This window comes from Streptomyces sp. DSM 120436, from assembly GCF_055778765.1.
In genome coordinates this window covers 3,696,776-3,713,622 of sequence record NZ_JBSKBS010000001.1, presented here as the reverse complement: position 1 = coordinate 3,713,622, position 16,847 = coordinate 3,696,776, and the positions used below count along the sequence as shown (strand labels likewise).

The 16,847-nt window shown below is 75.2% G+C and carries 16 protein-coding genes and 1 pseudogene; 9 read left to right on the top strand and 8 right to left on the bottom strand.

Translation table 11 applies throughout. The features are described from left to right. Positions 1–225: 225 nt before the first annotated feature. Both ACWH4W_RS16610 and ACWH4W_RS16605 read right to left on the bottom strand, forming a co-directional pair. Positions 226–900, bottom strand: coding sequence for a response regulator transcription factor (locus ACWH4W_RS16610; RefSeq protein ID WP_473076505.1), 675 nt, complete (start codon positions 898–900; stop codon positions 226–228). Positions 901–978: 78 nt separating this feature from the next. After that, positions 979–2,229 carry a sensor histidine kinase gene (locus ACWH4W_RS16605; RefSeq protein WP_473076504.1) on the bottom strand — a complete coding sequence of 417 codons (1,251 nt, stop codon included), beginning with the start codon at positions 2,227–2,229 and terminating at the stop codon, positions 979–981. Positions 2,230–2,407: 178 nt separating this feature from the next. On the opposite strand from ACWH4W_RS16605, the gene ACWH4W_RS16600 reads away from it, so the two are divergent. Together ACWH4W_RS16600 and ACWH4W_RS16595 are read left to right on the top strand one after the other, a co-directional pair. Continuing rightward, complete coding sequence (locus ACWH4W_RS16600) at positions 2,408–2,611, top strand: hypothetical protein (RefSeq protein ID WP_473076503.1); 204 nt, start codon at positions 2,408–2,410, stop codon at positions 2,609–2,611. Between the two features lie 380 nt (positions 2,612–2,991). Beyond that, entirely contained in the window at positions 2,992–3,744 is a 753-nt protein-coding gene (locus ACWH4W_RS16595; protein WP_473076502.1) for an SDR family NAD(P)-dependent oxidoreductase, read from the top strand. A 59-nt stretch (positions 3,745–3,803) separates the two neighbouring features. Here the strand turns inward: ACWH4W_RS16595 and ACWH4W_RS16590 are convergent. Then, positions 3,804–4,231 (bottom strand): annotated as a pseudogene (locus ACWH4W_RS16590) (allantoicase); the annotation flags it as partial. A gap of 167 nt (positions 4,232–4,398) precedes the next feature. Between ACWH4W_RS16590 and ACWH4W_RS16585 the strand changes: the two are divergent. Further along, positions 4,399–5,202, top strand: coding sequence for an IclR family transcriptional regulator (locus ACWH4W_RS16585; protein WP_473076501.1), 804 nt, complete (start codon positions 4,399–4,401; stop codon positions 5,200–5,202). Positions 5,203–5,384: 182 nt separating this feature from the next. On the opposite strand, the gene ACWH4W_RS16580 is transcribed toward ACWH4W_RS16585, so the two are convergent. Then, the gene (locus tag ACWH4W_RS16580; protein ID WP_473076500.1) at positions 5,385–5,687 is read right to left on the bottom strand and encodes a DUF5955 family protein; all 303 of its coding nucleotides are present in this window, start codon (positions 5,685–5,687) and stop codon (positions 5,385–5,387) included. A gap of 220 nt (positions 5,688–5,907) precedes the next feature. On the opposite strand from ACWH4W_RS16580, the gene ACWH4W_RS16575 reads away from it, so the two are divergent. Continuing rightward, positions 5,908–6,507, top strand: a complete 600-nt coding sequence (locus ACWH4W_RS16575) for a nucleotidyltransferase family protein (protein WP_473076499.1) — start codon at positions 5,908–5,910, stop codon at positions 6,505–6,507. Beyond that, positions 6,504–6,635 (top strand): hypothetical protein, encoded by a 132-nt coding sequence (locus tag ACWH4W_RS16570; protein ID WP_473076498.1) that lies wholly within the window; start codon positions 6,504–6,506, stop codon positions 6,633–6,635. Before ACWH4W_RS16575 ends, ACWH4W_RS16570 begins: the two co-directional genes overlap by 4 nt. A gap of 75 nt (positions 6,636–6,710) precedes the next feature. Here the strand turns inward: ACWH4W_RS16570 and ACWH4W_RS16565 are convergent, their stop codons facing one another. The 3 genes from ACWH4W_RS16565 to ACWH4W_RS16555 all read right to left on the bottom strand — a co-directional run bounded on the left by ACWH4W_RS16565 (position 6,711) and on the right by ACWH4W_RS16555 (position 10,457). Then, the gene (locus tag ACWH4W_RS16565) at positions 6,711–7,640 is read right to left on the bottom strand and encodes a HipA family kinase (protein WP_473077518.1); all 930 of its coding nucleotides are present in this window, start codon (positions 7,638–7,640) and stop codon (positions 6,711–6,713) included. Positions 7,641–7,816: 176 nt separating this feature from the next. Then, complete coding sequence (locus ACWH4W_RS16560; RefSeq protein WP_473076497.1) at positions 7,817–8,809, bottom strand: TerC family protein; 993 nt, start codon at positions 8,807–8,809, stop codon at positions 7,817–7,819. A 103-nt stretch (positions 8,810–8,912) separates the two neighbouring features. Then, positions 8,913–10,457 carry an IucA/IucC family protein gene (locus ACWH4W_RS16555; protein ID WP_473076496.1) on the bottom strand — a complete coding sequence of 515 codons (1,545 nt, stop codon included), beginning with the start codon at positions 10,455–10,457 and terminating at the stop codon, positions 8,913–8,915. Between the two features lie 109 nt (positions 10,458–10,566). On the opposite strand from ACWH4W_RS16555, the gene ACWH4W_RS16550 reads away from it, so the two are divergent. From ACWH4W_RS16550 to ACWH4W_RS16540, 3 genes are read left to right on the top strand one after another with little or no spacing between them, the layout of a single operon-like run. Beyond that, positions 10,567–12,072 (top strand): IucA/IucC family protein, encoded by a 1,506-nt coding sequence (locus tag ACWH4W_RS16550; protein WP_473076495.1) that lies wholly within the window; start codon positions 10,567–10,569, stop codon positions 12,070–12,072. Between the two features lie 45 nt (positions 12,073–12,117). Next, a complete protein-coding gene (locus tag ACWH4W_RS16545; RefSeq protein ID WP_473076494.1) occupies positions 12,118–13,389 on the top strand; it encodes a VWA domain-containing protein in 1,272 nt (423 codons plus the stop codon). Beyond that, positions 13,389–14,192: a hypothetical protein gene (locus ACWH4W_RS16540; RefSeq protein WP_473076493.1), complete on the top strand. Its 804-nt coding sequence runs from the start codon at positions 13,389–13,391 to the stop codon at positions 14,190–14,192. Before ACWH4W_RS16545 ends, ACWH4W_RS16540 begins: the two co-directional genes overlap by 1 nt. Positions 14,193–14,831: 639 nt before the next feature. Here ACWH4W_RS16540 and ACWH4W_RS16535 read toward each other — a convergent pair. Further along, positions 14,832–15,458, bottom strand: a complete 627-nt coding sequence (locus ACWH4W_RS16535; protein ID WP_473076492.1) for a winged helix-turn-helix transcriptional regulator — start codon at positions 15,456–15,458, stop codon at positions 14,832–14,834. A gap of 81 nt (positions 15,459–15,539) precedes the next feature. Here ACWH4W_RS16535 and ACWH4W_RS16530 point away from each other — a divergent pair, with 81 nt between their 5' ends. Then, positions 15,540–16,748, top strand: a complete 1,209-nt coding sequence (locus tag ACWH4W_RS16530) for a pyridoxal phosphate-dependent aminotransferase (protein WP_473076491.1) — start codon at positions 15,540–15,542, stop codon at positions 16,746–16,748. Positions 16,749–16,847 lie beyond the last annotated feature (99 nt).

Below are 16,847 nucleotides of genomic sequence, written 5' to 3'. Positions count from 1 at the left end.
GTGACGGCCTGGCGTCGGCCCGCGGGGACGACGGTCGCGCGGGCGCGGAGGGGGCGGCCGGTGGCCGGGCGGAGGCCGGTCCCCGGGGGCGCCCCGCCGTCGCCGAAGACGGCGGGGCGCCGAGCAGCCGGCTGAAGGGCTGCGCGTCCAGCGGCTTCCGTGCGGTGACGAGGCCGGGCACGGACGACGGGGGTCGTACGGCGGGCGTCCTCGAAGCGGTGGGCGTCAAGGACTGTCAGTGCCCTCCAGCAGCCCCGCGTCATGGGCGAGCAGCGCGATCTGGACGCGGTTGTTGAGGTCGAGCTTGGCCAGGACGCGCGAGACGTGCGTCTTGACGGTGGCCACGCTCATGTACAGCTCGGCGGCGATCTCCGCGTTGGCGAGACCCCGGCCGACCGCCACGGCGACCTCGCGTTCGCGGTCGTTGAGGACGGCGACGCGGTCACGGGCGCGGGCGCGCCGGGTGTCCCCCGCGCCGCCGGCCGCGTGGGTCATCAGCTGCCGGGTGACCGCGGGCGACAGCACCGGGTCGCCGGCCGCGACGCGCCGCACCGCGGCGACGATCTCGGCGGGCGGGGTGTCCTTGAGCACGAACCCGGCCGCGCCCGCGCGGAGCGCGCGCAGCACCTGGTCGTCGGCGTGGAAGGTGGTGAGCACGACGACCTGCGGGGCGTCCTCGCGGCGGCGCAGCGCCTCGGTCGCGCTGAGCCCGTCGACCAACGGCATGCGGATGTCCATGAGGACGACGTCCGGCCGGGTGCGGTCGACGAGCGCCTCGACCTCGCCGCCGTCGGCGGCCTCACCGACGATCTCGATGTCGTCGGCGCCGCCCAGCATCAAGGACAGCCCGGCCCGCACCAGCGGGTCGTCGTCGACGAGGAGCACTCTGATCGCAGTCATGGGCGGTACGTAATCACGGCCGGGCGGGGCGGGGACACACCGAGGGTGGGGACGGGGCGCACCGGGGTTCCGGGGTGTTCATCGCCACGGCAGCCGCGCCCTCACCTCGAAGCCTCCGTCGGGGGTGGGACCGTGTTCCAGGGCGCCGCCTGCCAGGGTGGCCCGTTCGGTGAGGCCGATCAGCCCCTGTCCGGCACCGGGCACGGCCGGTACGTCCCCTTCCGGGGCGGGGTTGCGCACGGTCACGGTGAGGTCCTCCCCCGGGCCGCCGGCGACGGACACGGTGATCTCCGTGCCGGGGGCGTGCTTGCGGGCGTTGGTCAGGCCCTCCTGGGCGATGCGGTAGGCCGTGCGGCCGACGGAGGCGGGGACGGAGCCCGCGTCCCCGACCCGCTGTTCCAGGGTGACCTTCATGCCCGCCCGGCGGGACTCGGCGACGAGGGTGTCGAGCGCCGCGAGCGTCGGCTGCGGGCGGCCCGCGTCCTCGCTCTCGCCGGCCCGCAGCACCCCGATGATCTCCCGCAGGTCCTGGAGCGCCTCGTGGGCGCTCTCCCGGATCACGCCGGCCGCCCGTGCGATCTCGTCGCGTGGGGCGTCGGGCCGGAACTCCAGGGCGCCCGCGTGCACGCTGAGCAGGGTCAGCCGGTGCGCGAGCACGTCGTGCATCTCCCGTGCGATGGCCTCGCGGGCGAGCCGCTGCGCCTGTTCGGCCCGCAGCCGCGCCTCCGTCTCGGCCCGCCGGGCCCGGTCCCGCAGGCTGAGCATGAGCTGCCGCTTGGACCGGACGAACATGCCCCAGCCGACGACGGCGACCGTCAGCACCACGAACAGGACGACGACGGCGGCGTACGGCAGATCGGGGTCGGGGCGCCACCAGAAGTACAACGGCACGAGCACCAGTTGGGCGCCGGCCACCCAGGCCACGTACCGGAACGGCCGGTGCACGGCGAGGGTGAACAGGGCGATGACCGCGACCCCGCCGGAGGTCTCGGAGACGAAGCTGACCGGCCCCATGGCGGCGGCCAGGCCGAGCGGCCATCGCCGGCGCAGCCAGACCACCGCGCACGACAGCGCGCCGAGCAGCTGGTCGACGACGGCGACGGCGTGCGGGAGGTCGGTGTTGTCGCGCAGCGCCTCCGCGCCGAGCACTCCGATCAGGACGGCGAGCAGGAAGCAGGAGAAGTCGACGACCCAGTCACGGGCGGTGCGCCGGGGCCGGCGGCCGGAGCGGTTCGCGTCGGGGTCGAGCTCGTGGATGAGGGCGGACGGGAAGAACCACCGGGGTCCGGTGTACACCGGGGCGGCCCTCACCGCCTTGTCATCGGTCACGGGCCACAAATCTAGGCAGTGGGCGCCCGGTGCGGCGCCCCGCGGCCGGAATCGTCGACGAAAGTCGCGTGACCTCAGACTTTCGGTGTCCTGGCGGCTCCGGCCGTCCACCTCGGTCGGAAAGGACTCGCCCCGCGGCCGATGTGGGTGGGGGGTCCGTGGCGCCAGAGTCGGTGACATGGGACGACTGCTGGAAGTGCTGGGGTTCGTGGCCGTGCTGCAGGGCGTGGCGGGTCTGGTGACGGAGTTCACCGGAGGGGACTGGGGCCTGGTGCGGCGGGCCGGGTTCCTCGACGGCCACGAGATCTACGCGAGCGTCGCCCTGCTGGTGCTGGGCGTCGCCCTGTTCGCCGTCGCGGAGGCCGGGAAGCCCGGCAGGTGACCCGGAAGCAGGGCGGGTGACCCGCCGGACGGCCGGCCCGGCGGGTCACCGCCGCCCCCGCCCCGTCCCGTGACGCGGTCGGCGGGAGTGGTCGATCAGGTCGGACGAGGCGTGGTGGGTCGGCGATGCGGTGGTCTTCCTGCTCCTGCTCCTCCTCACCGGTGACGACACGGCGGGCGAACCGGCGGGCGAACCGGACGTGGTCACCGTGCACTCGTGGGAGCGGCCGGTCCGCCGGCCGGGCGGGACGCCCTCCCGGTTCTGGAGAACCGTGCCCTCCTGCTCGAACGGGAGCGGGCCGCCCGGACCGGGTGGCGGTGCGGCAGGTCGACGTCCGATCGCCGCCAGCACCGCGGCGCCCCGGCCGCTGGGATGGACGCATGACCACTCAGACCATGGAGAAGACCCTGCTCGGCCGGACCGCGCTGGTGACCGGCGGCAGCCGCGGCATCGGCGCGGCGACGGCGCTGCGGCTCGCCCGGGAGGGCGCGGACGTCGCGGTGACGTACGTGAACGCGAAGGGTGCGGCGGACGACGTCGTGCGGGCCGTCGAGGCGCTGGGGCGCCGCGCGGTGGCCCTCCGCGCGGACGCCGGCGACCCGGAGGAGCCCGCCTCGGCGGTGACCGCGGCCGCCCGGGAACTGGGCCGGCTGGACGTATTGGTGAACAACGCGGGCGTCGGCCTGCTCGGCCCGCTGGAGTCCCTCTCCCCCGCCGACGTCGACCGGGTGCTCGCGGTGAACGTGCGCGGTGTCTTCCTCGCCTCGCGCGCGGCGGCCTCCGTCATGCCGGGCGGGGGCCGGATCATCACCGTCGGCTCGGCTCTGACACAGCGGGTGGCCGGCCCCGGCGCCACGCTCTACGCCATGAGCAAGGCGGCGCTGGTGGGGCTGACCAAGGCGCTGGCGCGGGAGCTGGGCGAGCGTGGGATCACCGCGAACATCGTCCATCCGGGACCGACCGACACGGAGATGAACCCGGCGGACGGCCCGTACGCGGCCGGCCAGGCGGCAGCCACCGCGCTGGGCCGGTTCGGCACGGCCGCGGAGGTGGCGGGCACGATCGTCCACCTGGCGGGCGCGGCGTACGTGACCGGCGCGGAGTTCACGGTGGACGGCGGGCACGGGGCCTGAGGCACCCTGCCGGAGGGTGCTCGCTCCCCGGAGAGCGAGCACCCTCGCGGGGACCAGCTCCCGGGCTCCTGCCGCCGTGCCTCCGGGGCGGCCGTCCCCTGGTCCGTCAGGGAGCCGAAGAGGCGCGGGCGGGAGATGCCGCCGCCGGGGCGGACGTCCACGCGCGCGTGGGTCCCCACCGCCGGTTCCGGCAGGACGAACCGGTGGTCGGTGTCGGGCCGGAGGCGGGTGCGGGGCGGGATCCCCCGCCAGTCGCCGTCCTCCCCGTCCTCGCCGTCCCGCGCGGACACCGAGGCCCGGCCGGCCGCGTCGCCCCTCGGGCAGGCGTGTCGATCTCCAGGGCGCGAACCCGGGCCTGGGCGACGAGGCGGTGCGTGATCCAGTCGTGGCCGTGGCCATGGTCGCGGCGGCGCCGGGTCTCCCAGCCGTCGTCCGTCTTCCGTCTTCCGTCTTCCGTCTTCCGGGAGCGGCCGGGCCGGATGGTGTGGGCGTCGAGGGTGCTCCCGTCGCCCCGGCGGCGTGACCGCCACGCCCAGAAGCTTCCACGAAACGGAATCACGCCTCCGTCCCACAGGACGCAGATCCGTACGAACGGCCGTCGACCGGCCGCCGGGTAGGCTTCTGACCTCCCGCCAGCCCCGAAAGGAACGCGCCGTGCCGACGTCCAGCGCCAGCACCACCGGCTCCGCCCGGCCCGCCGCCAGTGGCGGCGTGCAGTCCCTCGAGCGCGCCTTCGACCTGCTGGAGCGGATGGCGGACGCGGGCGGCGAGGTCGGCCTGAGCGAGCTGTCCGCCGGCAGCGGTCTGCCGCTGCCGACGATCCACCGCCTGATGCGCACCCTCGTCGTCTGCGGCTACGTGCGCCAGCAGCCCAACCGGCGGTACGCGCTCGGCCCGCGCCTGATCCGCCTCGGCGAGTCGGCGTCCCGGCTGCTGGGCACCTGGGCGCGGCCGTACCTGGCACGGCTGGTGGAGGAGACCGGCGAGACGGCGAACATGGCCCTGCTGGACGGGGACGAGATCGTGTACGTGGCGCAGGTGCCGTCGAAGCACTCGATGCGGATGTTCACCGAGGTGGGGCGGCGGGTGCTGCCGCACTCCACGGGGGTGGGCAAGGCGCTGCTGGCCGGGTTCCCGCCGGAGGAGGTGCGGGCGCTGCTGGGCCGCACGGGCATGCCGGCGGCCACGGAGAAGACCATCACCACGCCGGAGGGCTTCCTCGCCGCCCTGGAGGAGGTGCGCCGGCAGGGGTACGCCATCGACGACAACGAGCAGGAGATCGGCGTGCGCTGCCTGGCGGTGCCGGTGCCGGACGCCCCCACGGCGGCGGCCGTCTCCGTCTCCGGCCCGGCGGGCCGCGTCACGGATGCGGCGACGGAGCGGATCGTCCCGGTGCTGCGGCAGGTCGCGGCGGAACTCTCCGAGGCCCTGACGGCCCCGGGCGGACCGGCCGCCTGAGACCGCCCCGCCCGCCCACGGTCATCACGTCCGGCTCCGGAGGCCGCCAGACGCCTCGGACCGGACGGGGGGCATCGTCAAGGCGAAGGACCCGCAAGCGTCCGAGCGGGCGGGCATCCTCCCGAGGTCCGGCTCGCACCGGAAGGATCACCCGCGGGGCCGACGCCCCGCACACCCGTGCGTCAGGGGCGGGGTGACGGGCCGAAGAGGTCGACCGCCTCGCGGAGTTGACGCAGGCCGTCCCCCAGGGCGCTCACCGAGCCGATGGCTCCGGCGACGAGCAGGAGGGAGCGGCGCAGCATCGGTATGTCGGGACGGTCGGCGGCGGCCAGTCCGGCCAGCGTGGCGAGCGCCTCCTCCGCGATGGTCCGGTCCCGGAACTCAGCACGGTGGGCGGCCAGTTGGCGGCGTAAGCGGGCCACGGCGGAGCGCAGCTCCGTCACACGCGGGTCCACCTGGCTGCCGGGCACACACCTCTGGTCCACGCCTCGCACCACAGTCCTCCCCCTGGCAGGTCGTCGCGCGCCTCCCCTGACCGGCCCGACGCGCCCCCGCGGACCGGTGCGCGCCAGTAAACGCCACCTCGGGGCCTTTGCGCCAGTCCGCTGCGTCATCGGTTTGTTCCGCAGCGTGACACCGTGGCCCGAGGCCTCCCCCGGCACAGGACACCCGGACGGGCGGCCGGACGTGGGGTGTGCAGGACCCGTGACGGACGACGACGACCGGGTGGCCGGCCTGCTGCTGGCCGCGGGCGGCGGACGCCGGCGCGGCGGACGCCCCAAGGCCCTGCTCCCGCACCGGGGACGGCTCCTCGTGGAGCACGCGGCGCAGGCGCTCCGCGCGGGCGGCTGCGCGGGCGTGCACGTGGTGCTCGGGACGCACGCCGAGGAGGTGCGCGCCCGCGTCGCGCTGCCGGGCTGCGCGCCGGTGGACCACCCGGACCGGGAGCAGGGCATGGGCGCCTCCTTGCGGGCGGGGCTGGACTCGCCGGCGGGCACGGACGCGCGGGCCGCGCTCGTCCTGCTGGTGGACCAGCCGGGGACCGGCCCGGGGGCGGTCACCCGGGTGCGGCGCGCGTACCGGTCGCCGCACTCGCTGGTCCCGGCCGCGTACGGCGGCGCACGCGGCCATCCGGTGCGGTTCGGCGCCGCGCACCGGGCCGGGACCGCCGCGACCGCCACCGGCGACCGAGGGGTCCGCGCCTGTCTCGGGGAGCACGCGGCCGGCGTGGAACCGGTCGAGTGCGGTGACATCGCGCAGCCGTACGACATCGGCACGGAGGCCGATCCGGCGCACCTCGGGTGAGCCGGCACCTCCCCGGCGCACGGGGCAGGCACCGCGCGCAGGCGCACGACCTGCCGCTGAAGGCCGCCCTCGACGAGGACCACGCCGGCTCCCTCACCCCGCCGGCGCACGAGCAGCTCGAGGGCTGAAGCGGGCCGGCACGTCCCGGGCGGCCCGCGAGCCGTCCGGGACGCCCGCTGCCGACGCGTCTCCGGCTCGGACCGCTAGGGCTGTCGCCCCAGGTGCACCGACCAGTCCTGTTCCGCCGCCGGTTTGCCGTGCAGGTCGGGAACGCGCTTCAGCCAGTCGGGGCGCCCCCGCTGCGTCAGCGCCGCCCGCCGGGCGTTCTCCTCGTCGAGTTCCCGCGCCGAGGGGAAGTCGGTGGGCAGCCAGGACGCCGAGGACCTCGCGCGGGCGTGCAGATACGCCACGTACGCCTCCCGGACCTCGTCCGGCGTGCTGAACCGGGAGTCGTTCACCAGCCACGCGTCGGGGACCTCGGCCGCGACGGACCGCAGCAGGTCCTCGGTCACCTTCGGCGCCAGCTCGTCGTCCGCCGCGCGGACGTCGGGCCCGTACCGGCCGAGGGCGTGGTGCCGGAAGTCGTACGCCTTGGCCGGGTCGGACCCCTCCCAGCGGTGGTGGAAGACGAGGGCGGCGCCGTGGTCGATGAGCCACAGCCTCGGCGGTGCGACTCCGAGCGTCGGCCACACCACCAGGTTGGAGCTGTGGACGGTCCGGTCCACGTTGACCGTGAGGGCGTCCAGCCAGACGATGCGGCCGGCCTCCAGCGGGTCGACCGGGAAGGCCTCCGCGACCTCGGGGGTGAAGTCCCGCGCTCCCGGCAGATAGTCCATGCCGAGGTTGGTCCCGGCGCTGGAGGCGTGCAGTTCGCGCACCTCCTGGTGGGGTTCGGCGTCGGCGACCGCCGGATCGAAGTGCGCCAGCACCAGCTCGGGGAAGCGCAGGCCGAGCGCCCGCGCCAGCTCCCCGACGATCACCTCGGCGACCAGCGCCTTGCGGCCCTGTGCCGACCCGGTGAACTTGACCACGTACGTCCCGAGGTCGTCGGCCTCGAAGACCCCGGGGACGGATCCTCCGGAGCGCAGGGGTGTGACATAGCGCGTGGTGGTCACCTGTCTCAGCCCGTCGATCACGGTGCGCCCCTTCCCTGCCGGCCCCGGCACGCAATGAGCATAGTGACCGGGCGTGACAGCGGTTCCTGCGGCCACGCCCGCGCCCCGGGCCGACGGCACGGACGCCCCGCGGGCCGGTGAAGGGGCGCGACACGTGGGGGGACGGTGTGCTCCGCTCCGTGGACCGGCCCGTTTCACATGGGCTCGTCAGACCGTTGTCCGGGCTCCCCCGGCTCCCCCTTGCCGGCCTTCTCCACCGGGGGCCGCGCCATGCTGACCCCGATCGACACGGCCAGGACGACGACGATGACGGCGAGGCTGACCAGGGACGGGATCTCGGGGACGGTGGTGCTGACGGTCTTGTGGGTCGCCTGGAGGACGAGCTTGACGCCGATGAAGCCGAGGATCACCGCGAGGCCGACGCTGAGGTAGTGGAAGCGGTCGAGCAGCCCGGCCAGCATGAAGTACAGGGCGCGCAGGCCGAGGATGGCGAAGGCGTTGCTGGAGTAGACGATGAAGATGTCGTCGCTGACGGCGAGGACGGCGGGCACGCTGTCGACGGCGAAGAGGAGGTCGGCGGCCTCGATGGCGACGACGACCGCGAGCAGCGGGGTCGCCACCCGCCGGCCCGCCTCCTTGACGAAGAAGTGCGGGCCCGCGTACTCGTCCTGTACGGGGACCACCTTGCGCAGCAGCCGGACCGCGAGGCTCTTCCCCGGGTCGAAGCTGTCCTCCTCACCCTTGAGGATCTTGTAGGTGCTCCAGAAGAGGATCGCGGCGAAGACGAACAGCACGGCGGTGAAGCGGCTGACCACGGCCACGCCGGCCGCGAGGAACAGGCCGCGGAAGACCAGGGCGCCGAGGACGCCGAGGAACAGCACCCGGTGCTGGTAGGCGCGGGGCACCTTGAAGTAGCCGAAGATCAGCGCGAAGACGAAGAGGTTGTCGACGGACAGGCTCTTCTCCAGCAGCCACGCGGTGGTGTACTCCACGCCCGCGTCGGTGCCGACGACGAGGAAGACGACGCCTCCGAAGAGGATGGCCAGGCCGATCCACCCGGCGCTCCAGGCGGTCGCCTCGCGGAAGCCGATGACATGGGCCGCGCGGTGCGCGACGAGGTCGATCACGAGGGACACCACCACGGTGACGCCGAACGCGATCCAGAGCCAGAACGGCACGTCATGCACGGGCCCGCCTCCTCGGGGCACGATCGGGCGGCGGTCGCCCTCGTCCCGAGGGTAGGGCACGCGGGCGTCCGGCGCCCCTCGTCGGCCCCTGTTCGGGGCGTGCTCACCGGCCGGACAGCGGGTTGGGCAGCGGGCGGTAGCGGGCGGCGGCGCCGTCGGCCGCCGTCCAGCGCAGGAGGAGGTTGGTCTTGGCGGGCAGGGTGGGCGCGGTCAGCAGGGCGGGGATCTCGGGGAGGTCGTGCCGGGCCAGTTCGCGGCGGGCCGCGGGCCAGGGGTCGAGGTCGGGGTGGTGCTCGGCGAGGGCGGCGGCGATCTCCATGAGGTGGTTGACGACCAGGCAGTACACGAGGCGTTCCCACCCGGCCTCCCGGGTGACCGTCGGCACGTCGTGCGGGCGGTGCGGGGACGGGAGCAGCTTCACCCCCTCGGCGTCGCGGTAGAGGGCCTGTACCGGCATGCCGTCCCCGTCGACGGCGATCAGCGTGTTCTGCAGGTGCGCCTCCAGGACCACGCCGTGCCGGTGGAAGGCGGCGAGGGCGGGGGGGACGACCCGGGATAGGTAGGCCTCCCACCAGGCGTCCGGGCGGGCGGTGGCGGCGAGCGGATCGCCGTCGAAGCCCTCCACCAGGGCGGCGGCCAGGCAGGGGGTGGCGCCCGGCGCCAGGTGGCCGCGGAACCCGTCGCGGACCACGACGGCCAGTTGCTCGACGGCGAAGTCCGCGGTGCGGTGCCCCCGGTCGCTCAGCCAGGCGCCGCCCGCGGGACCGCCGTCGAAGGCGTCCCGTGCGGCCGTGTCGGTGGCGCGCAGGCGCGCCAGGTCGTGGCGCCACAGCCGGCGGATGTCGTTGGTGATGCGCACGTCGAGGCTGAACTTGAGGAAGAGGTCGTCACCGGGCGCGTAGACGGTGCGGACGGCGGCCGTCGGCCACACCGGCCAGGGCGTCTCCCCGAGCCGGAGCAGGCGGCCGTCGGCGAACGCGGGGGCGAGGTCGCCGGCGGCGAGGTCGAGCTGCCAGGGGTGGGCCGGCAGCAGCCGGTAGCCGGGCGGGGCGGCGCCCAGGCGGTCCAGGGCGGCGGTGTCGCCCTCGTCCACCACGGTGTCCTCGCGCACGCCCAGCAGGGTCAGCGGGAAGCGGGCGTACGCCTCCGGCGCGTACGGCAGCCAGGCGGCCGCGGGGCCGCCGCCGCGGGCCTTCGGGGCGGGGTGGTGGGTGTGGCCGGTGACCAGGGACTGCTCCGAGCGCAGGTACGGGTCGTCGGGCGGGTCGGCCCGGTCGCGGGCGGCGAGCAGCGCGGCGACCGCGTCGCGGCTGTCGAGCATCTCGGCGGGCAGTTCGCGGGGGGAGCGGCCGGTGTGCCGGCGCAGTTCCTCGGTGACGAGTTCGACCAGTCCGGTGTGGGTCAGCCGGTGCCAGGCCCCGGCCGTGTGCACCTCGGGCGCGGTCGGGCGGCGGGCGCCGCGCACGCGCAGCAGCCGGCGGGTGCGGGGCAGGCGGTAGGTCCGGGGGCCGTCCGGGCGGGCGGGCCCGGGCAGGGGCTCGGCCACTTCGCGCAGGAGGCAGTTCAGCAGCGGGACGGCCGCGTGGGCGTCGGCACGGCCGGCCAGGTCGGCGCGGCTCGCCGCGTCGTCGTCTGCGTGCGGGGGCATGAGGTCCACGCGTTCTGGTTCCCTACGGTCTGTCCGGCGGAGACGATCAGTATGTCTGGCACCGTCCCTCCGGACGTCCCGCCTTTCCGCCGATGCGAGGAGCGTGTCCGTGCAGCGTCCCCCCACCGCCGAGGCCGGGATCGCCGAGGAGCTGGCCGTCGTGCGGCCCGCTCTGCTGCCGGCGTACACGGGGGCGCTGCCCGGTGCCCGCGCGGCGGTGCTGACCCGGTTGTGGCGCGGGCTGACGCACGACCCGCTGCCGTGGGTGACGGGCCGGGCGGAGGGTCGTTCCGGGGTGGTCCTGCGGCTGGCGGACGGGCGGCGCCTGGAGGGGCCGCCCGCGGACCCCTGCGCGACGGACGCCCGCGTGACCGCCGTACGGCTGGACGGGAGGGCGTACGACGACCCGGCGCGGCTGATGACGGACCTCGCGGTGCCGCACTCGGTCTCGTTCGCCGCCGAACTGGCGCACAGCACGGCGTCGTTGGCCCTGTCACGGGCGGGGCAGCGGGCCGTCGGGGGTCCGGCGCCGGTGCGGGACTGGGAGTGGGAGCAGCGGGTGGTCGACGGGCACCCCTTCCACCCCGCCTGCCGTTCCCGGCCCGGCTTCTCGGTGGCCGAACAGCTCGCGTACGGGCCCGAGCACCGGCCGGTGGTGGAGCTGGGGCTGCTGCCGGTGCCGGCCGGGGAGTGCCTGGTGTCGGGAGGGTGGCCGGGGTGGCTGCGGGAGGGGGGCCGGGTGCTGGTGCCGGTGCACCCGTGGCAGGCGGCGCACGTGCTGAAGCGGGCGGGTGAGGGGGCGCTGGCGGCGCATCCGCTGATGGCGCTGCGCACCCTCGCGCTGCCGGACGGGCCGCACGTCAAGACGGCGCTGAGCGCCCGGTTGACGTCCTCGGTGCGGGACATCTCGCTCGGGTCGGTCGCCGCCTCGGCGGTGCTGTCGGACTTCGGGCAGGCCGTGGCGGCGCGTACGGGCGGGCTGCTGCACATCACCCGCACGCTGGGCGCGGTGGCGGCCGGTTCGCCCGATCTGGCGGCGCTGCTGCGCGAGTCGCCGGAGGAGTACGCGGGGCCCGGGGAGCGGGTGGTGCCGGTGGCGGCGCTGGCCGCCACGGAGCTGCCCCGCTCCCCCGCCCGTCTGGCCCGGCTGGCGCGGCTGGCGCTCACGGCCGGGCTGCGGCTGCTGGAGCTGGGGGTGGCGCTGGAGGCGCACGGGCAGAACCTGCTCGTGGTGCTGTCGCCGGACGGGGAGCCGGTGCGGCTGGTCTACCGGGACCTGGCCGATCTGCGGATCTCTCCGGCGCGGCTGGCCCGATGCGGCATCCCGGTGCCGGACGTGCCGGACCGCATGATCACGGACGACGTGAGGGCCCTGCGCCGCAAGCTGTTCGGCTCGCTGGTGGCGGGCGCGCTGGCCGGGACGGCGGGGTCCGGCGAGGCGCTGCGGGCGGCGCTGGAGGACGTCGCGGGGGATCTGCCGCGCACCGGCGACCTGGCGGCGCTGCTCGGCGGACCGCTGCCGGCGAAGGCACTGACGCTGATGCGGCTCTCGCCGGGCACGGCGGGCGACCAGTGGGCGGAACTGCCCAATCCGCTGCGATTCGGGTCCGGGTGACGGCCCGTTTTGGAGGGCGGTGCTCCCGGTCAATAGGATCCGCCGATGATCAGAAGAACACGGCCGGTCGCAGGCGCGATGGCCCTGCTCGCCGCCCTGACGGCCGGGATCGCCTTCCCGCCCGGGGCCGCCGCCGATGAACCCACGGGCGACGACGCGCCCAAGGTCGACCTCGTCCTCGACGTCAGCGGCTCGATGCGCGCCAGGGACATCGACGGCCAGTCCCGGATGGCGGCGGCGAAGCAGGCGTTCAACGAGGTGCTGGACGCGACGCCGGAGGGGGTGCGGCTCGGCATCCGCACCCTCGGCGCGGACTACGCCGGTGACGACCGCAAGGAGGGCTGCAAGGACACCGCGCAGCTCTACCCGGTCGGCCCGCTGGACCGCACCGAGGCGAAGACGGCGGTGGCGACCCTCGTCCCGACCGGCTGGACCCCGATCGGCCCGGCGCTGCTGAAGGCGGCCGACGACCTCGACGGCGGCGACGGCTCGAAGCGGATCGTGCTGATCAGCGACGGCGAGGACACCTGCGCCCCGCTCGACCCGTGCGAGGTGGCCCGCGAGATCGCGGCCAAGGGCATCGGCCTGACCATCGACACGCTGGGCCTGGTGCCGAACGCCGAGCTGAGCCGGCAGCTCAGCTGCATCGCCGAGGCGACCGGCGGCACCTACACCTCCATCGAGCACCAGGACGAACTGACCGACCGTGTCAACGAGTTGGTCGACCGGGCGGCCGAGCCGACGGTGACCCCGGTCGCCACCGAGGGCGCCGGCTCGTGCGCGCGGGCGCCCGAGCTGACGTCCGGTCTCTACACCGACCGCGAGGAGTTCGGCCGGCAGCGCTGGTACCGCGTGGAGCTGCTCGCCGGGCAGGAGCTGCGCGCCTCGGTGAGCGTCGCCGCGGACCGCGCCGTGCGCCCCGACCACGGGATCCTGATGCGCGCGGTCACCACGCACGGCCGGGAGATCGTGCGCGGCGAGGCCACGGGCCACGGCCGTACGGACGTGGTGTCCACGGGGCTGCGCTACCCCAAGCCGGAGCTGGACGACGACAGCGGCAAGCCGGCGACGGAGACGGTGTGCCTCGGGGTGACCACCTCCTTCTCGGCGGACGCCGGGGTGAAGACCACGCCCGGTCTGCCGCTGGAGCTGACGGTCGACGTCGTGGACGGCCCGGACGACGCCGGCGACGTCGCCTCCTTCGGCCTGGGCCGGGGCTGGTGGCTGCTCGGCGCGCTGGTCGTGACCGGCTTCCTCACCGGTCTCGTCTGGGGCTGGCTGTCCCGCTGGCGGGTCGCCGTCTGGAGGAGCAACTGATGCGTGCCGTACGTGTACTGAGTGCCGCCCTGCTGACGCTGGGCCTGGCCGCCGCGCCCGCCGCGGCCGACTCCTCGCCGTCCCCGGAAGCCTCCGGCGACGGCGGCGGACCGACCCGCGCGGGGACGTCGTTCCGCACCGCCGCGGAGGTCGAGCAGGGGCGGACCGCCACGGCGCGGGCCTCCACGGGTGACTACCTGTACTGGTCGTTCCCCGCGGACGCCGGGCAGCGGCCCACCGTCCGGGCGACGGTGAGGCTGCCGGAGAGCCACGCCGCCCAGACGTGGCAGGTCGACGTGTACGACGGGCTGCGCCGCCGCCAGGCCTGCCAGTACGGCGCGCAGACCCGCACCGCCGGGGCGGGCGCGACGAGCGTGGAGCTGGCCTGCGTGCTGCGCACGGTCCGCGCCTGGTCGGAGCCGTGGGCCGACGACCCGCTGCCCGGCACGTACTACGTGCGCCTGACGGCGCTGAAGCTGTCGGCGGACGACCTGGGCCAGCCGGTCGACGCCGAACTGCGCGTCGGGTCCGAGGACATGGGCGGCGCGGCGGCGGTCGACGGCGCGCTGTCCGAGCCGCTGGTGCCGGGCATCGCCTCCCGGCCGGAGGGGGAGGCGGACGACGACTCGCCGTCCGCCGTGCTGGCCGGTCTGGGACCGGAGGACGGCTGGACGTCGGGCTGGTGGTCCGACCGCTGGATCTGGACGGCGGCGGGCGGCGCGCTGGCGGCCCTGGCGGGCGCCTTCGGCTACCGCCTGACGCGGGGGCCGGGGCGGCCGAGGCATGTCCCGCCGGGGGCGTAGGCGCCCCCTGTCCGCGTCTCACCGGGAAGGCCCGCCTCGTGCGGGCCTTCCGCAGGTCCGGGCCGTGTGCGCGGATTCGGGTGCGGCGTCGGTCCGGCGCACCGCGCCGGCGGTGAACGCCGTGCGGGCGAGGACGGCGGAACCCGCCCGGACGCCGGGAGCACGGTCCGCCGCTCCCCTGCGGGGTGGTCCGCGTACGTACCGCGCGCGACCTCGTCATGCCCCGCCGGAGGGGGCGTGCCGTCACCGCGGGGCGGTCGTCAGGAGGGCTGCCACCGTTGCCGGAGCATCTCCAGCCCCAGGGCGATGGCGCACAGCACCCCACCGGTCCGGGGACGGCCACGAAGGCCACGTGGACGGGGTCCCCTCGTCCGGGAGGAAGAGGGGGACCCGGCCCAGGCCCAGGGCGAGCGCGGTGGCGATGCCGCCCACCCGCGAGGCCCACTCGAACAGGTGAGCGTGCCACGGCTTCGAGACGTCGTAGTCCCCGGAACGCACGCCGGTGCTGAGGAAGATGAGCGGGACGGCGAGGAACGGGATCGGGCTGACCATGTCGGCGGACGGCATCCGACGCACGGCGCGGCCCCGGCCCCGGCGCCCGGCGAAGTCCGGGACGTCCTGCTTCCGGCCGGGACGGCGTCACCCCTCCCGGAGCTGCTTCGCCAGAGGACCGTCCCCCGTCACCTCGACGCGGCCCGCACGGATCGCCTCCGCGAGGAGAAGGTCACCTCGGCCGACGGCGATGCAGGTGGGCGTGTCGAGGGTGAGGACGGCGTCGGGGTCGGCGGGGGCCGGGCCGTCGCCGTAGACGGGGCCCTCGGCCGCGCCGGCGTGGACGTGGAAGCGGCCTTCCTCCAGGCGTACTTCGACCAGTCCCTCACCCTCCAGCGCCCGCAGCAGCGGCAGGGCGAACCAGTGGGCGCGTACCGCGTCCGTCGGCCGGCGCTCGCCGAGCTCGGCCTGGCCCCAGGCGCCCAGCACCTGGAGGACGGGCAGCAACTCGCGTCCACGCGGGGTGAGTTCATAGACGTAGGCCGCGCCGGGCGGGGGGAGACGGCGGCGGGTGGTGAGGCCGTCGCGCTCCATGTCCTTCAGCCGTGAGGCCAGTACGTCCGTGCTGACGCCCGGGAGGTCCGCGTGCAGGTCGGTGTAGCGGCGCGGGCCGGCCAGCAGTTCCCGGACGATCAGCAGGGTCCAGCGGTCGCCGACGACGTCGAGCGCGCGGGCGGCGGAGCAGTACTGGTCGTAGCTTCGGCGAGGTGGCATGCCCCGCAGTCTAGACATGTCGTTGGACTTTCCAAGCAGCCACTTGGTAAAACCAAGTAACACCAGAAACCGGAGGGACGCATGGAGTTCCGGCAGTCGAGCAAGCTCAGCGAGGTCTGTTACGAGATCCGCGGCCCGGTGATCGAGCACGCCGACGCGCTGGAGGAGGCGGGGCACAGCGTGCTGCGCCTCAACACCGGCAACCCGGCCCTGTTCGGTTTCGAAGCGCCGGAGGAGATCCTCCAGGACATGATCCGGATGCTTCCCCGGGCGCACGGGTACACCGACTCGCGCGGCGTCCTCTCCGCCCGCCGCGCGGTGGCCCAGCGCTACCAGACGCTCGGCCTGGAGGTCGACGTCGACGACGTCTTCCTCGGCAACGGCGTCTCCGAGCTGGTGTCCATGGCGGTGCAGGCCCTGCTGGAGGACGGCGACGAGATCCTCGTCCCCGCGCCGGACTTCCCGCTGTGGACGGCGGTGACCACCCTGGCCGGCGGCAAGGCGGTGCACTACCTCTGCGACGAGCAGGCCGACTGGTACCCGGACCTGGACGACATGGCCGCGAAGATCACCGACCGCACCAAGGCCGTCGTCGTCATCAACCCCAACAACCCGACGGGCGCGGTGTATCCGAAGGAGGTCGTCGAGGGCATCCTCGACCTGGCCCGCCGACACGGCCTGATGGTCTTCGCCGACGAGATCTACGACCAGATCCTGTACGACGACGCCGTGCACCACTCGGCCGCCGCGCTCGCCCCCGACCTGGTCGTGCTGACGTTCTGCGGCCTGTCCAAGACGTACCGGGTGGCGGGGTTCCGCTCGGGCTGGCTGGTGGTCACCGGTCCCAGGCAGCACGCGAAGGACTACCTCGAGGGCCTGACCATGCTGGCGTCGATGCGGCTGTGCGCCAACGCGCCCGCGCAGTACGCCATTCAGGCCGCGCTGGGCGGCCGGCAGTCCATCCGGGACCTCACCGCCCCGGGCGGCAGGCTGCGCGAGCAGCGGGACGTGGCCTGGGAGAGGCTGAACGAGATCCCGGGCGTGAGCTGCGTGAAGCCGAAGGGCGCGCTGTACGCCTTCCCGCGGCTGGACCCGAAGGTGCACAGGATCCACGACGACGAGAGGTTCGTCCTGGACCTGCTGCTCCGCGAGAAGATCCAGGTCGTCCAGGGCACCGGCTTCAACTGGCCCTCCCCCGACCACTTCCGCATCCTCACCCTCCCCCACGCGGAGGACCTGGAGGCGGCGATCGGCCGCATCGGGCGCTTCCTGAGCGGGTACCGGCAGTAGGGCCACCGGCAGCGGGACTGCCAGAACCGCCGGCCGGACGACCGCGTCGATCACGGCGCACGGGAAGCGGGACCCGGCGGCGCGGGCGTCCTCCTGGCG

Bases quoted from the DNA above. Each gene is read 5' to 3' on its own strand.
- ACWH4W_RS16610 (WP_473076505.1), bottom strand. From the start codon at position 900: ATGACTGCGATCAGAGTGCTCCTCGTCGACGACGACCCGCTGGTGCGG.
- ACWH4W_RS16600 (WP_473076503.1), top strand. From the start codon at position 2,408: ATGGGACGACTGCTGGAAGTGCTGGGGTTCGTGGCCGTGCTGCAGGGC.
- ACWH4W_RS16595 (WP_473076502.1), top strand. From the start codon at position 2,992: ATGACCACTCAGACCATGGAGAAGACCCTGCTCGGCCGGACCGCGCTG.
- ACWH4W_RS16555 (WP_473076496.1), bottom strand. From the start codon at position 10,457: ATGCCCCCGCACGCAGACGACGACGCGGCGAGCCGCGCCGACCTGGCC.
- ACWH4W_RS16545 (WP_473076494.1), top strand. From the start codon at position 12,118: ATGATCAGAAGAACACGGCCGGTCGCAGGCGCGATGGCCCTGCTCGCC.
- ACWH4W_RS16540 (WP_473076493.1), top strand. From the start codon at position 13,389: ATGCGTGCCGTACGTGTACTGAGTGCCGCCCTGCTGACGCTGGGCCTG.
- ACWH4W_RS16535 (WP_473076492.1), bottom strand. From the start codon at position 15,458: ATGCCACCTCGCCGAAGCTACGACCAGTACTGCTCCGCCGCCCGCGCG.
- ACWH4W_RS16530 (WP_473076491.1), top strand. From the start codon at position 15,540: ATGGAGTTCCGGCAGTCGAGCAAGCTCAGCGAGGTCTGTTACGAGATC.